Source organism: Nocardia speluncae NBRC 108251 (assembly GCF_001613245.1).
GTDB lineage: Bacteria > Actinomycetota > Actinomycetes > Mycobacteriales > Mycobacteriaceae > Nocardia > Nocardia speluncae.
The window spans coordinates 1-14,499 of the sequence record NZ_BDBZ01000015.1 but is presented as its reverse complement, the minus strand read 5'-3'; the positions used below and the strand labels follow the sequence as shown (position 1 = coordinate 14,499).

Annotated in this window: 14 protein-coding genes and 1 pseudogene; 4 read left to right on the top strand and 11 right to left on the bottom strand. The window is 60.0% G+C overall.

From position 1 onward, the window contains the following. The first annotated feature begins 269 nt into the window (after positions 1 to 269). A complete protein-coding gene (locus NS6_RS16080) occupies positions 270 to 2,168 on the top strand; it encodes a vWA domain-containing protein (protein WP_245669379.1) in 1,899 nt (632 codons plus the stop codon). Between the two features lie 1,347 nt (positions 2,169 to 3,515). On the opposite strand, the gene NS6_RS16075 is transcribed toward NS6_RS16080, so the two are convergent. From NS6_RS16075 to NS6_RS16050, 8 genes are all read right to left on the bottom strand, one after another. Next, entirely contained in the window at positions 3,516 to 3,836 is a 321-nt protein-coding gene (locus tag NS6_RS16075) for a hypothetical protein (protein WP_068042638.1), read from the bottom strand. Positions 3,837 to 4,055: 219 nt separating this feature from the next. Then, positions 4,056 to 4,886, bottom strand: a complete 831-nt coding sequence (locus tag NS6_RS16070; RefSeq protein WP_068042636.1) for a hypothetical protein — start codon at positions 4,884 to 4,886, stop codon at positions 4,056 to 4,058. 14 nt (positions 4,887 to 4,900) lie between these two features. After that, a complete protein-coding gene (locus NS6_RS34755) occupies positions 4,901 to 5,431 on the bottom strand; it encodes a hypothetical protein (RefSeq protein WP_157112790.1) in 531 nt (176 codons plus the stop codon). Further along, on the bottom strand, positions 5,424 to 5,630 hold the full coding sequence (locus NS6_RS16065) for a hypothetical protein (protein WP_068042634.1): 207 nt from the start codon (positions 5,628 to 5,630) through the stop codon (positions 5,424 to 5,426). Before NS6_RS16065 ends, NS6_RS34755 begins: the two co-directional genes overlap by 8 nt. Before the next feature lie 981 nt (positions 5,631 to 6,611). Then, entirely contained in the window at positions 6,612 to 7,643 is a 1,032-nt protein-coding gene (locus NS6_RS16060; RefSeq protein WP_068042632.1) for an AAA family ATPase, read from the bottom strand. After that, positions 7,640 to 7,855, bottom strand: coding sequence for a hypothetical protein (locus NS6_RS34750; RefSeq protein WP_157112789.1), 216 nt, complete (start codon positions 7,853 to 7,855; stop codon positions 7,640 to 7,642). Before NS6_RS34750 ends, NS6_RS16060 begins: the two co-directional genes overlap by 4 nt. Positions 7,856 to 9,489: 1,634 nt before the next feature. Then, positions 9,490 to 9,930: a hypothetical protein gene (locus NS6_RS16055; protein WP_157112788.1), complete on the bottom strand. Its 441-nt coding sequence runs from the start codon at positions 9,928 to 9,930 to the stop codon at positions 9,490 to 9,492. 25 nt (positions 9,931 to 9,955) lie between these two features. Then, positions 9,956 to 10,159 carry a hypothetical protein gene (locus tag NS6_RS16050; protein WP_157112787.1) on the bottom strand — a complete coding sequence of 68 codons (204 nt, stop codon included), beginning with the start codon at positions 10,157 to 10,159 and terminating at the stop codon, positions 9,956 to 9,958. 161 nt (positions 10,160 to 10,320) lie between these two features. On the opposite strand from NS6_RS16050, the gene NS6_RS16045 reads away from it, so the two are divergent. The 3 genes from NS6_RS16045 (at position 10,321) to NS6_RS16035 (ending at position 11,814) form a co-directional block, all read left to right on the top strand. Further along, the gene (locus NS6_RS16045; RefSeq protein WP_068042624.1) at positions 10,321 to 10,869 is read left to right on the top strand and encodes a hypothetical protein; all 549 of its coding nucleotides are present in this window, start codon (positions 10,321 to 10,323) and stop codon (positions 10,867 to 10,869) included. A gap of 352 nt (positions 10,870 to 11,221) precedes the next feature. Beyond that, positions 11,222 to 11,437, top strand: coding sequence for a helix-turn-helix domain-containing protein (locus NS6_RS16040; RefSeq protein WP_068042622.1), 216 nt, complete (start codon positions 11,222 to 11,224; stop codon positions 11,435 to 11,437). An 8-nt stretch (positions 11,438 to 11,445) separates the two neighbouring features. Continuing rightward, complete coding sequence (locus tag NS6_RS16035) at positions 11,446 to 11,814, top strand: hypothetical protein (protein ID WP_068042621.1); 369 nt, start codon at positions 11,446 to 11,448, stop codon at positions 11,812 to 11,814. On the opposite strand, the gene NS6_RS16030 is transcribed toward NS6_RS16035, so the two are convergent. The 3 genes and pseudogenes from NS6_RS16030 to NS6_RS16020 form a co-directional block, all read right to left on the bottom strand. Continuing rightward, positions 11,811 to 12,320: a DUF3558 domain-containing protein gene (locus NS6_RS16030; RefSeq protein WP_245669385.1), complete on the bottom strand. Its 510-nt coding sequence runs from the start codon at positions 12,318 to 12,320 to the stop codon at positions 11,811 to 11,813. The genes NS6_RS16035 and NS6_RS16030 overlap by 4 nt on opposite strands. A 218-nt stretch (positions 12,321 to 12,538) precedes the next feature. Continuing rightward, the gene (locus NS6_RS16025; protein WP_068042618.1) at positions 12,539 to 14,086 is read right to left on the bottom strand and encodes a recombinase family protein; all 1,548 of its coding nucleotides are present in this window, start codon (positions 14,084 to 14,086) and stop codon (positions 12,539 to 12,541) included. 35 nt (positions 14,087 to 14,121) lie between these two features. Then, positions 14,122 to 14,499 (bottom strand): annotated as a pseudogene (locus NS6_RS16020) (signal recognition particle protein); the annotation flags it as partial.

Genomic DNA, 14,499 nt, shown 5'->3' with positions numbered 1-14,499 from the left:
TTTGCGAAAGGAGTGTGTGACCGCCGCGCGGTACGTAACCGGAGACGGGCTGACACTGTCCGGAAGGACGATCGACCATTCTGCCAGATGCAGGTCCGAGCCCGAAATCGCGCCCGCCCCGTCCTGCTTCCGGCGCCCGGCTCACCGATCGAGGACGCCCGAATGCTGAACAACCATCTCGCGGGGTGGCGGGCCGTGACGCGCGTGCGTAATGTCCGCTGGGTCGCGCTGTCCGCGCGGCGGGAACGATCGAGAGTACGGACAGCGTGTTGTTTCTGAACAGAGTCCTGGCAACGGCGGCCGCGGCGGTAATCGCCTCGGTGCCTGTCGCCATGCCCGCACTCGCGCAGCAGTCGCCACAGGCCAGGACCGAATACGCCCCGACAATGCTGGTACTGGACGCGTCGGGGTCGATGCTGGCGGCCGACCCCAGCGGTGGCACGAAGATGGACGCGGCCAAGAACGCCGTCCGCAATTTCGTCACCGCGGCACCCGGCAACGCGAAGGTCGGGCTCTCTGCCTACGGCACCGGCACCGGCAACTCTGATGCCGAAAAGGCCGCGGGCTGTCAGGACGTGCAGATCCTGCATCCGGCCGAAACCATCGACAAGCCGGGGCTGACCGCGGCCACGGACCAGATCGTCCCGCGCGGCTACACCCCGATCGGGGCATCGCTGCGCGCTGCCGCTGCCGCACTGCCGCAGGAGGGACCGCGCTCGATCGTGCTGGTTTCCGACGGCCTGGACACCTGCGCTCCACCGGACCCCTGCGATGTCGCCCGCGAACTCAGCGCCCAGGGCAACGAAATCGTGATGCACGCCATCGGTTTCGGGGTCGACGATGCCTCACGCGCACAGTTGACCTGTATCGCCCAGAGCACCGGCGGCACCTACACCGATGCCGCCGACGGCGCGGCACTCGAGCAGGTGCTACCCCGTGTCAGTGCCGTCGCCTTGCGCAGCTACGCCCCGGTCGGGCTCCCGATCACGGGCGCATCGGGCTACCGCGAGGCGCCGGTGGCCGAACCAGGGCAATATTTGGACGTGATCGGGCAGAAGAAACCGCAGTACTACGCGGTGGACGTACCCGACGGCGCGAACGCGTACTTCAGCGGTACCGTGTCGTTCCCGCGCGGTGACCGCACCAACGCGTCCACCTCGAACAACCGGCTCGATCTGCAGGTCTACGGCGCCGAGGGCCAAGATTGCCACAGCCGCGAAAGCGAGTTGGCGACCCGTTCCGTCGACGGGGTGGCGCTGACGGTGAGCAGTGCCTGGCGGGGTGCCGCCGAAGCCGATTCCGGTAACACGGGTACGGACAATTGCCGGGGTGGCGGCCACTACTATTTCGCGCTCGAATGGGCACATGTTTCCGACGGTGCACCAGGGCAGTTGCCGATCGAGCTGAATATCGGTGTGGAACCGGCGGTCACCGACCCCGGTCCCGCGGCGGACCCGCAGCCGGTGGAGTTCAGCGCTCCCACAACGCCTGTCGTCCCGGTTGTCGGCGGCGGTTCGTTCAATGTTGCAACGGATCTCCCGGGCGCGGGCCGCTACACCGATACCGTGCAGCGGGGCGAGTTCGTCTTCTACCGGGTGAAGGTGGACTGGGGCCAGGGGCTGGCCTACCGGGTGCGGTTCGGCAGCAGCGCCGAGGAAGGCAGCGAATACACCTCGAATATCGCGACCACGCTCTACAATCCGTACCGCGCGGAACTCGAGTCCGATACCACCTCCTACGCCGGTACCGAACGCGTCCTGCCGGCCAATGATGCGGCGCTGGCGACCGTCCCGATCCGCTACCTCAATCGAGAAGAACGCGGCAAAGTCGCCGATCAGGCGGTGGCGGGCTGGCACTACATCGCGGTGAAACTGAGCCCGACGATCCACAGCACCCGTACGGTCGCGCCGGTACCGATCGAGCTGGAGGTCGCCGTCACCGGAGCGCCGGAACCCGGTCCGCAGTACGCGCAAGGCGATGCCGCGGGCGAGGGAACATTCGGCGAGAAAGCGAAGCAGGTGGCCGCCGGCGATTCGGCCGAGCAGGCCGGGGAAACCTCCGACAGCGGAATATCGCCGCTGGTGTGGGTCGCGGTTGCGGGCGCAGTGGTGGTAGCAGTGGCGGCGTTCGCCGGCGCACTGCTCCTGGCCCGCCGGCGCAGGCACTGAGCCGGCCGGACCCCTGAGCAGGCGAAATCGCTCGGGGGCCCGGCCGTTGGCTGCACCGCAACCACGTTCCTGAATACAACGATGCTGCGCCGCCCCTTTGCGGAAAAGGGGCGGCGCAGCATCAACGGTTTACAGCGGGGCTACTACTTATCCGGGAACTTGAACTTGGAGAGATCGAAACTTGTGGATCATCTCCAAACATACACTGCCGACATTTGACCACTTCGCAGCGGCGGTGCACACGGCCTACCGAGTCCACGGGGCGCATTCCGACTGCCTTACCTCGGTCACAAGCATTCGAGGTAGATCCTCCGGATCAATCACTTACTCTCGGTTCCCCTAGTGAGGGATGTACGCGAGTACCGCAGACCGCGGCCGCGTCGACGACATCAGCCCCATGCGGCATGGCCTCATACGCGTTCAGAGTCAGCTGAGGGTGGTGGGCAGCGGTGGGTTAAGACCCAAAAACCCTGTGCGCCACGCTATCCGACCGCCGCTAATCGATGTGATGGTCGCCACAATTTCAGTGGTTACTCGCCGGTTTTTGACATGCGTCCAGTTCAGATCGTGGCAGGTAGAAATTTTGTCACCCAAAGCCGATATTGTTCGGCGTGATCTCGATCACAAACCACAACATGTAGTAGAAGATTGACCTTCTAGACACAAGGTTTAGTGTTTCTCACTGTCGGCTCAATCCCGAGCCGGGGTGAGCCCGGGCCAGCTCATCACACCGCAAATCTCCCGGTGATCTTTCCTCTAACGAAGGACAGCCCTTATGCCACAAGCACTATCCACAGCCCCAGTAACCATACGGGGCCCAGCGCAAAGGCAAGCACAGCATGAACACTCCGCATCCTACATCCACGGGTTCCCCTGAGCCTACAGACGATGATCCGCGCCCAGCCCAAAAGTGGGCGGTGGTGGGCAAATACATGACCACCACCGGCCGAATCATTCGCACCGCAGCACCGGCACTGCCGCTGCTTGATGTCGTCCCGCCCTTCCCCTTCATCATTTCAGTACTCGGGGCTGGGCTGACCTTCGCTGGCCGCTGGCTCAGCAAGAGGAGGTGATAACGAACCTTCATGGACCCGTTCGGTGTTGCAGCACCGGACGGGTCCGGCTCGTTAGTCGAGCCTAACCCAAAGTGGCCCGAACGGGCCGCCTTGGGGAACATGTCACAGACGCCGGGGACCTTGCTACGCATAATCAACCGGTAAACACCGGCCTCACTAACCACTGTGACCTGCTATTTTCCACCAGGGGTGACGATTTCTGTCACCCCCTTGTGCTGTGCAGGTACGAAGTCGCGCACGGCACGTGCCCCGTTGGCGGCCGTAGCAGAGACTAGGCCGAATCTCGAGCGGGAACGTACTCCAAGAGGTCGGCCGACATCTGATCGAGCACACCGGACTTCACAAGCTGCTGCTTATTCATCTTCCGCACCCCGGGGTCGGTTCCGGGGTCGGTGAGTTTCCGCAGCTGGACAACCGCGAGCGGGGTCAGCGACTGCCGGGCGGTCCACTGTATCCCGGCGATCTGCTCGGTAAGATCAGCGATCGCTTTAGCGAACTGCGGGAGCACTCCCGGCGAAGCTTCGCTCATCCTCGCGACGAGTTCTTGTTTCAACGCATTGAGCTGGTCAAGGGCATTATCGTGGTTTTCCATGGTTCCTTTCCGGGGTCGGGATGCCTGAGCCGACCCCCTCCCCCCCTTCGTAAATAAATTGACCTGTATGGCCGAGGTGGGGCCGTACCAGAAGGGAGGGGGAACCTCCCCCTACCCCCATACGTGCAGGTCAGAGCTTCGATAAGAGGGCCTGGAATTCCTGCACCTATACCCAGACCCTCAGAATCTACGAACGCCCGTCTACGGGCGATTCCGGTACTACCGCAGGACGATTGAATCGTCTTCAGAGTCCACCAAGAACTGCTGCATACCGCCCATAGCGCCACGCACAATCTTGTTCTCGGACATCGGCCGGTCGTAGCTCCGATACTCACGGACCGAACCGATGGGATTCACTTCGATCCCTGCCTTGATGAGGGCACCGAACCTTCCGGTTCGGCCCTTAGAATCCCAAGCATCCCAGAGCTTCCGGCGGTCGGCGCCGGTTCCCGTGGTCGGGCACACCAAGCCCACCAGCGAATCATTCTTGGTCAGCACCCGCCCCTCAAGAGCAGCAGCGGCACGAAACGCGTTGAACCCTGCTTCGATATCCGCTACTACCTCAGCCGCCTGCAACCACGCTTGCTGCTGTTCCATCGGGATACCGACCAGCTTGGCCGGATCAGTGTCCGGATCGACCTGTTCAGCCAAGGCACGGAACTGTTGGATATTGAGGCCGAGATGAGCACCAACGGCTTTAAAGTTGTCGGCACTGGTCTTGTTGTACTCCTGGACCAGCGCAGCAGTAACCCGCTCCCGAACATGGGTATTTATCATCGCTTCAGCGGTACCCCCTACCTGCCCGGTGTAGGTACCGTTCTGGCTTCCGATTGCGGCAGCCATAGCAAGCGCGTGCATCTGATTCAATTCCGATTCGGGTTTACCTTCGATAACCGCTTGGGCGAGGTCGTGAGCCCACGAAGCCTGACGGTACCGGTAGGCGTCATAGTTGTTATCGATCTCGTGCCAGCGCTTGGACAATGTACCGCCGTGAGCGGCAACCAGACGAGCGTTACTGGTGTGAAGGTCGTAGGCGTTTTCGTTGAACATAGTTTTTCCTATCGTTAGTAGATGTCAGCGATATTGTTGTAAGTGTGGTTGTGCTCTCGGAAATCATGATTAAGAGCACCGGGACCGGCGGGACTCCAACCGAGGTCCACCGGGCCTCGGATTTCCTGTGTATTCTGTGCTTCACCCTCACGCTGAAGCTCGTCGGCGAGATCGTTCAATCGCTGGGCTTCAGGGTCAACTGAAGCCCGGTATTCGGCAAGCATCGCCTCATGCTTTACTCGCTCACGTTTAATAGATTCACCTAGCCGATTGTCCATCGCGGTTAAAGGGTCAACCGCCGGTGGCGTCCAGTTTCGGACATCCATACCGGCAGCATGCATACGCCCTAGAAGTTCATCTTTAAGGCTATCCCTGCCCGACAGCTTTTCTTGGATAGCTTCGCCCAGAGCTTCGGCTTCAGGGTCATACACAGGCTTCGCAGGGGTGTGTAGATAACCCGACAGCATCTCCTTCAGTTCGTCACGTGACACTGAGTCATTGGTGCCGTTCAGGGCGTTTTGCAGATGTTTTGCAAATTCACTCATGGCTTTTACTTTCTGTTTTCTGTATCTGGGACTGCTCCCACAGATCCCATTTCTCTTCGGCGTCATCAAGAAATCTGCGGAAGGTCTCGGGATGCATCGACATCCCGATTCGGTTCTCCGGATCGAATAATTTGAACCGTGGCGCACGCCGACGGTTACCGGCTGTATCCACCAACACAAACACCTTGCGGGAATTCACCGTAGAATCCTCCGAAGGTGCTTACCGCGGCAGTACACACTCCACAGCGAACCTGACGTAGCCGCCATAGAGGCGACTGTGAGGACGACCCAAATCATTCGGCTTCCTTTTTCTGGAACGGGTACCAGGCATCGACATCCGGCGGGGCGGGTTGGGTGAACCGGCGCATGAACAGTTCCCGCCGTCCTTCGACCGAGGTGAACCACGGAGTACCGCCGCGTTCGCGGACGGCATCGAAATACGGTTCAGTTTTGAGCAGTATTCTTGGAACGCCGACTCGCGGTCGGCTTCATCGGTAATCAATCGTGTCCTCCGGACATAGAAAAGGCCCGGAACGGAATGCCCGGGCCAGATAATCGTTCTGCGCTATGTAGCGCCACTACATACAGCGCTGAATCGGTGTATTAGGTATTGAACGGGTCCGATGCGTGCACCACGCACGCGGTATTACGCGAGGATCCGAAACAGATGCACCTAGGTCCGAGCTTGTACCGCTCGGTTCCTTTCGAGGAAATTCCATCAAAGCGAAGGACGCCTTCGCGTACGAGCGATTCGATAATACCGGGGATTTCCCCGGCGGATACAGCTAGCCACGTGGCTAGCTTATCGTCACGACGGTACACGGTTCCGTCGATACACTTACGACGAAGCCCAGCTTCGTGAAATCCAATAGTCGACACGGTCGACATCTCCTCTTGTTTATCACTGCGTGGCTAACCACGCTACGGATTAAAACTATTCGGGACCCGTGGTCCCCCTATGTCGGCACGGCCGACTGATTTTCTGTATTCATCCTGCGGGGTACCCCGCATAGGGATTAAAAAGAATCGGGGCCCGTGGGCCCCTACTTCCCCGCTGCGCGGGGGATGATCCTTATGCGCTGGACGTCCAGCGCTTATCTAAGAGTGGGGGTGGTGTGAGGTACGAACACCTATAGGGGGATACCACTACTACCACTCACTCTGACCTGCGACGATACAATCAGGCACTACCACCCTGACTACCACCTGAGACTGCTACCCAACGGGTCGAATCACCCTCTCCGGTCCTACGGAGCATCTTGGACAACGCACCTTGGAGTAGCTGATATCGCCACGTGCTGGCTTTCTTCTCCGGGAACTTCTCGGTGAGTTGATCCTGAAGTTTGTTCACGCCGACACCCTGCCCGTTGTTTACGATCCATTCCACGACCTCGGCGTTGCGGTCCAAGACCTGCACATTGCGATCCTGCTTCGGCGCCTTCTCCTCGTTGTCCGTGGACGTCCATGGACCCCGGTTCACCCGTCGATAAGCAGGGCCGGTCAGTGGTTCGGCAACGAGCTGTTGCGGTTGGTCCAGAGCGTTGGACTGAATCACCATCGCCGTGTTGCCGCCGCGTAGGCCGCGACGGTTAGTCTGCCGGACCTGAATCCATGTTCTGGACTTCTGGACGGCCGTAGACGTCCCCATCGGGGATGCCCCAGGGACCACCCTCCCTTTCTCCGATTCGTGGTGTAGGACGACCACCGGGACACCCCGGTTCGTGAGCTTGGTCAGCCCGTCGAACACCGTTGTAACGGTGCCTGCTTCGTTCGTGTCGCCGGTGACCCCTTGCAGGTTGTCGACGACAACGAAGTTGAACCCTTCGGATACCAGGTGATCGGCCAGCGCTGCCCACTCTGCAACCTGCGTGGTCCGACCGGTATGGAATATCCCTAGTTCTGCTTCCTCAGGAAGCTCGGGATAGATCCGCTCGGCGTACTCTTCGTCGGAACCGGGATCGGTCCACAAGATGGCCGGCCGCCACACCTTCGTACGGTTCGTCGGCTGCATCCCCAGGAACTCCCGGTCGTCCACCATCAGCGACAGCAGCATGGATGAAACCAGGTACGCCTTACCGACGTTGCTCCGTCCGTAGATCATGGTCACGGACGAACAGACCGTATCCGGGAATACCCACTTCTCGGACTGCTGGGAACGTATCCATGCCTCCTTGAGGCTGGTTCGCGGGAACCGGGTCGCGATGTCGATCATTCAGCGCTCGCGATCTGGATAGCTTCAAGCTTGTCGTGAGGGAGTCGCATAGTCCGATCCGGATCACCGAATCGCCGCGAACGGGGCTTGTATTTGAACTCGTAGAAACCCTCGTGAACAACGAACGTCCCGGGGGTGATGTCGTACCACCATTGGCCGACCATGGCTCGTTCTGCGTAGGGCGCTTCGGTGGGGGTTACTGCCTTGGTCATCTCATTCTCTTTCATCCAGGCATAAAAACGAGCCTCCTAACGGGGCGTCAGGGGCTCAGGTAGGTATCGGTATTCGGTTGTGGTGTTCGTGGCCCTACGGGACTTCCAGGGCCTGGAAATCCTCAGGGTCCGGCTCTCGCCGGTTCCTCAGCGCTGTGATGATCCGTAGCGCAGCACGAGACTGTTTCTGCCTACGGGCAGTGTCCGCCCTACGGCATTCCCGGCAGTAGCCAGTGGTGTCCCGATCCTGTTGCGTTGATCCGATCAGGTGCCCTTTGGGGCACCGCTTGTCCATATCCATTTCACCTCCTGTGGACATCAGGTATTCAGCCCAGAAAAAAGGACCGCCCGTAGGCGGCCCTCTCCTCACCCTCTACCCTTATCGTAATAAGTGCCCGAACAGAGGTAGAGCTTATTTGTTTCCAAACCTCTTTACGTACGCGTCGTTTACCTCGGCCTTGACGCCTTGCCGAACCGATGGCAAGCCATGCTCCGCGCGGTCGCCGTCTCGGACGTATCGGTCCCAGCGCCGGCGTTCGGCCATCCGCTTCCGGGCTCGGTCAGAGTCCAGTTCCCGATAGTGCCGCCGCTTTGCCTCCCTGCACTCCGCGCAGAGAGCAGGCCAGCGGCCTATCCGGGTCTCACCCCAGTTGTGCGCGGACACGTTCCGGCGGGTGGTCACTGGCGACCCACAATCCTTGCACCGACCGCAGTACACCCGGAAACCCCAGAACTGTGACACCGTGCCGTACTTAGCTGGCCACTGCCGTAAGGCGTTAGGGTGCTCCCGTCTCCACTGGTCGGCACGGGTGGCGTAAGGCTTTCTCATTCATCTCTCCTGTAGTGTGCCCACTGCCCCCGGGCGGGTAGGTTCCGCCCGGGGGTTTGTAGTAATTAATCCACGGTCCAGATTGTCATAATCCGAACCTGGTCAAACCGATTTACGTACTCGTGACGAAGCTGACAAGCAACGCTGTTGCCGTAATGACTTTCAGCATATCGACGGTGAATGTCGTCGATGTCAAGAGATTCGACAGACACGATTGTCAGGGTGCCGTCTGATTCGACATCTGTAACCAGCGGGAATCCTTCGAAGAAGGTGACATCCGGAGATGTCAGCTCCCGGGATCGTTTTGTACGAATCGGTGTCAGAGTCTTACCCCTCCGCTTCTGCTGGTAATGCGTCGTACACAATCCGACAGACGATTTCGGTCGGATACATCCGTCGAACTCGCATTCAGCGATATTCATCGTCATTGTCATGTCAGACACCCTTGAAAGTCGAGGACACAATTTCATCCACTACAATCTTTACCAATGCTTTCTCGGCGTTATCCCGAGACTTAAACCCGCGCCGGATCAGTAGAGGGGACTCCGGGGTAGGACAGTACGACATCCACCACCGCCCGTTCTTATCCCCGATGTATCCGACGAACCGGCCCATAGCGTCATGAATGAGGTAGCGGACAGTTCCGCCAGGTGCCAGCGGGCTACCGGTGTCTTCGGTGAAATTCACTTCTCGTTCTCTTCCTGTGTCTGGTCAATAATGGCGTACTGGTACCTACCGCCGAGTTCGTCGAGAGCGCAGGCTAGTTCGTCTTCTCCGTCTGCGAATACTTCGAGTCGATAAGTGCTCATCCCCCCACCCCGTTGGGATGACCGAACTCCATGATCGTGTCGTGGTCAGACATCAGCAGGTCTTGAAGATCCTGCTCACTGGTTTGCCAGTTATCCACACCGATCGGTATCTGAATGTGGGTTTTCTGGAGTTTCTCCACCCACCCGATGAACTGGTCAAGCTGATCCGTTGACATCCCTTCGACGCCTTTGATGACGATTTCCCCACCACGCGACTCCCACAGCCGAATTCCATGCATGGTACACAGTCCGAGCTTCCACCCGTTGAACCACATACCACCCTGCTGTTCGCCGTACTCGACTTCCGACGCCTCAGGGGCGGCGCGGAGAGCTGCGATATCCAAAATGTCTCCAGCTTTCTCGTTGTTCGTGTTCGCCATAACCGCGTCGCGGTTGGCCTTGTTCTGGAAGTGCTCGAAAATCTGTTCGTCGTTCATCTGGATTCCTATCTGGTTGGTGTTGTTACCGCTGCCGGAGCAGCGCCAGTACATTCCTGACGGCGGTGTCGCCGGTCGGATCGGCGTAGCCGCCTTTGCCTTTGCGGGCAACCCGGGTCGCCGGGTTTATCCACTGCTTGGCGACCTCGCGCCGCTTGCGGTTTGAGAGCTTGACGCCGTGCTCGGCGGCTACCGAAGCGACAAACTCATTGGCCTCAATGAAGGTCATCGGAATCTCCTGGGATCCGGGGCCGCCCATGAAGCGGACTTGTGGGTTTCGATCCGACCCCCTCCGGCCGGCGGCCTTCATGGTTCGAACTGACATCAGAATGCGGGGAACCAACACGTTTGTCAATCCCAACATGTTGGGTGACCTGATACGCTGCGCATATGGGTCGATTCGTCTTCCAAGAAATTGGGCCGTGGGTAGTCGAGATGCAGTGGCACGAAGGCAACTTCCAAGGCGGGCCAGCTACGGTGTTCATCCGGCCGATAGAAGAGGAATCTCCCCCAGCCGGGGGCATCTCCAGCACAGTCCTGCGAGAGATCGACTTTCGGGGGGCCTCAGCGAAGCTGCACGAAGATGTCGGAAAGAACCCAGTCGGGTTCATGGAGCAGATGAAACAGCGCTGGCGGGATCGAACCGAGCCGATGAAAAAGCTACGAGCCGAACTGGCCAACGGCATCACGGCCGAGTACCTAGCCCTGCTGTCGAAGGAGTACGTCTACCGAGTCAGCGACGGGCAATCCAAGCCGGTTGAGAAGATCGCGGAAGAATTGGGCAAGTCGACTCAAACCGTGCGCGGCCATCTGTGGCAGGCACGCAAACGAAACCTGCTCACTGGCTCCATAGGGCGGAAGGGTGGGGAACTGACCATAGAGGCATTGACGGTCCTTCAGCGGATGGAGCCACCCGACCCTCGTCGCGTCGACAGGTAGGCGGGTGAGCGCCTCACCGAAGCGGCTCGAAATATTCTGGAGCGCTGACCGTTCGGGGGTATCTCACCCCTTATCGAACTCGATACCGAACTCTCTAGGCGCTGCCCCACAGGCAGCGATCATCTCCCGGGCTACCCGGGGGACATCCTCCGCACGTACATAGCGCCCTACACCGAACGCCGGGGCGTAGACGTACCAGCCCCCTTCGGGGGTCGGTCTGCACTGAACCTGAAAAGTAGTCATGTACCGAGTATGAAGCTATCACTTCTGGTTGTCATCGATTCAGATACAGATAGTTACCAGCTTTGATGACATCGTGGCATGTGCGTGTCAAGAACCTGAGCATGTACCTATGGCCGAGGGAGAGCTACAACGCGTCGTCGGTACCAACCTGCTCCGGATACGCCGTGAGATGAAGCTGAGCCAAGAACGGTTGGCGAACGATGTCCTTGGGCTCTCTACCCGGTACGTGGCAGGCATCGAGGCCGGGCGCCACAACATGACGTTGAGATCTGTAGAGCGGCTGGCCGAAGCTCTGGGGGTTGATCCGATCGAGCTACTGAAGTAGGGGGAGCCGTGTCCGAGCAAGACCAGCTCAAGCACTGGCAAGGGCTCAAGCAGCAAGCGATCAATGGCGATATGACCCTGGAACCGGACATGGGTCAAGCTCTGGCGAATGAGTGTGAAACGCTTCTGACGAATCTCCGGAACCGGAAACTGGATGCCGAAGCTCTGGGGTTCCTGTCCGGGTACGGCGGACTACCGTCCGCGCTGGACATGAAAAAGAAGTTCGAGACCATAGCGGCCGTGGAGGCTGTAGACCGTCTGAATGGCCTGATAGAGATTGCCGAGCTGATGCGTGACACCTACCTTGCCGCAATCGGCAAGCTCACCGAGACGGACCAGCAGACGTCACAAGCGCTCGGAAACACGGGTCTGGCTTAGGCCGGTAGTGCTGGCTCCAGATCGGTCAGGTACTGCACGGCCAGTCCGCACAGGTCCGGTTTGGCACCTGTTTCGAACCACGCCGTGGACACGATGAACGATCCTTGCTCGGCGCCGAACGCTGCACGGCACCGGGTATCGGCGGTGTTCGTCTCCTTGAACGTGAGTCCTTGACGTCCAGCTATTTCGACCTCGGTGAGGTCGGTGAGGTTCTCGTTCTTCCGAGTCTCGTCCATGGTGTGACTGGTGCTGTACACCTCTACCCGGTACGTCGCCGGGGGCTGGGTGGGCTCCCATGCGCACACGATCCACGACGTAGGCCCGGAGGGTGCGTTGGTGACGGTCGATTTCGTAGCTGGGTTCAGGCCAGTCGTCGCGAGGGCAGCATCAGGCAAGTCCTCGCATACGTTGAAGGGGTCAGGCGGAGGTGCCGCCGCAGTGGTCGGCGTACCCGTCTCGGTGGTTCCGCACCCAGCAGCCAGCAGTAGCGCACCAGCGCCCAACACGGCGGTTCGTACCCGCACGGCTCCCCCTTCGGTTCGGTTGCTGCCCACGGTATCCGATCATCCTCGGTCCGAGATCTACACATCGGGGGTATCTGGGGAGCGATACAGGGGCTCCATCCGGCGACCAACGCCGGGGCAGGGGGACCCACAACTGTTCGGGGGTATTTCTACCTTGGGAAGCGACGAAACCCCTGGGTCAGAAACCCAGGGGCTGTCGCTTATTTGTCTATACCGAGTCCTTTGCGAAGCTCTGCGGCCTCGGCCTCTCGTCGCTTGAAGTGCTCTTCGGTTGATCCGGCGTCCATCCGTTCGAGTAGGTCACCCGGTATGCGGATATTGAACTCGTGTGCACCGCCGCTGCCGCGAGTACGAGCGTATACACGAGCGGTAGCGGATATCCCAGACTTCAGCAACAGTGTGCGCCGTTGCCGTTGATCCCCGCGTGCCCATACCTCGGCGTAGGTCTCCCCCGTACCGTGGTACTCGTAATGGCCTTCGGACCCCGGCTCGTTCTCTAGCTCGGTTATCCGCTTATCGATGGCTGCTATCTGCTTCGTCAGCCGTTCTCGTGCAGTGTGAGACCCAATAGACGGTAACAACGTGAGAAGTTCGTCCAACGTCTCTTGCGCTTGCCGTAGTTCCTGCTGGTTGCTGCTGGCAGGTACCCAGACCCGCTCGGTTACCTCGTACGAACCGAGTTCGTCCAAAAACGTTTCTTCGAGCCAGCTTTCCAACTCTGCCGCTCGGATGTTCTGCCCGCACCGGTCGCGGCAGTAGTAGTACCTCCGGGTGTTCCCGTTCCGTTTGTCGTACTGCTGTTGGTAGATCAGGTTCTTTCCACACACCGCACAGACGACAACGCCGAGCAAAGGGGACGTATCCACACGCGGGTTAGCCCGACCGATGGCTCGTTTGTCCAAAGCTTGCTGTAGCCGCTGGAATGTGTCGAGGTTGATCAAAGGTGGTCCGGCAAGTATCGGACTACCGTCGTCGTTCCGTACGGTAGCCCCGTTGTGCGTGACCTCACCCAGCAGTGACCGAGATTTGAGCATCTGAAGCAGCGTGGTCGGGTTCCAGGGCGTACCCCTAAGCGGCTTCCCTTGGCGCTTCCGGTAGCTGTCAGAGGGCGATAACACCCCCTGCGTGTTCAACTCCCGGACCACCGCCGCTGCGGGCACACCGCCGATAGTGTCAGCGATAATCTGCCGCAGCACAGGAAGTGTTTCCGGGTCGTGTTCCAGCGTCCACCCGTCTCCGGACTGAACCGCGCGGTACCCGTACTGGGGTCTGCCTCCGAACCAGCGGCCGGAGGTGACCAGTTTCCTTCGCGCAGCCCCGGTGCGCTCTTTGATGGCTTCTAGTTCGCCTTGCGCGAGTCCAGCCATGATTCCCGCGAGCATCTGACCTTGCCAGGTAGCAAAGTCCAGATTCTCATTGCAGGACACGATGGTCTTATCGTGCTTCTCAGCCCAGCCGATCAGCCCGTTCAGTTGGAGGATGTTCCGGCCCAGCCGATCGAGCTTCCACGCTACGAGCGTGTCCCACTCGTGTACCCGGTGGTTCAACCAATGCCCGAGCGACGGGGTATCAAACGGGTCCACGGACCCGGATACGTCCAAGTCTTCGGCCCAGCCGACTATGACAGCGTCATGTGTGTTCGCCCATTGCTGGATAATCTCGCGTTGGCGTTCGGGTGACGTGGTTTCGTCGGTGGCCCGGCTGAGCCGGATACGCCCTAGTACCCGGCGTGTGATGCTGGTGGTCACGTGGCTACCTCCTGGGTAGCCCGTAAGCTACCCGTCTACTGGAGATCCTTCCGAAATTTCGACAGATCGAAGTTCTCCAGCCCGGGCGGCAGCTGATCGAGTCCGGGCGGCATATTCGACAGGTCCGGCATGCCGCCGCCGCCCGCGGGCATACCGGGCATTCCCGGGAAGCCGCCGCGCATCTTCGGCTGAGTCGGCCCGCGACCGCCCTTCTTGCCCTTCTTCCCCTTTTTGTTCTTGGTGCGCCGGTTACCGCCCGGCATCCCCATCTGCCGGCCCATCGCGGTCATCATCTTGCGGGCTTCGAAGAACCGGTCGACCAGCTGGTTGACATCGGAGACCTGCACTCCGGACCCGTTGGCGATCCGCAGCCGCCGGGACGCGTTGATGATCTTCGGGTTGTCCCGTTCCGC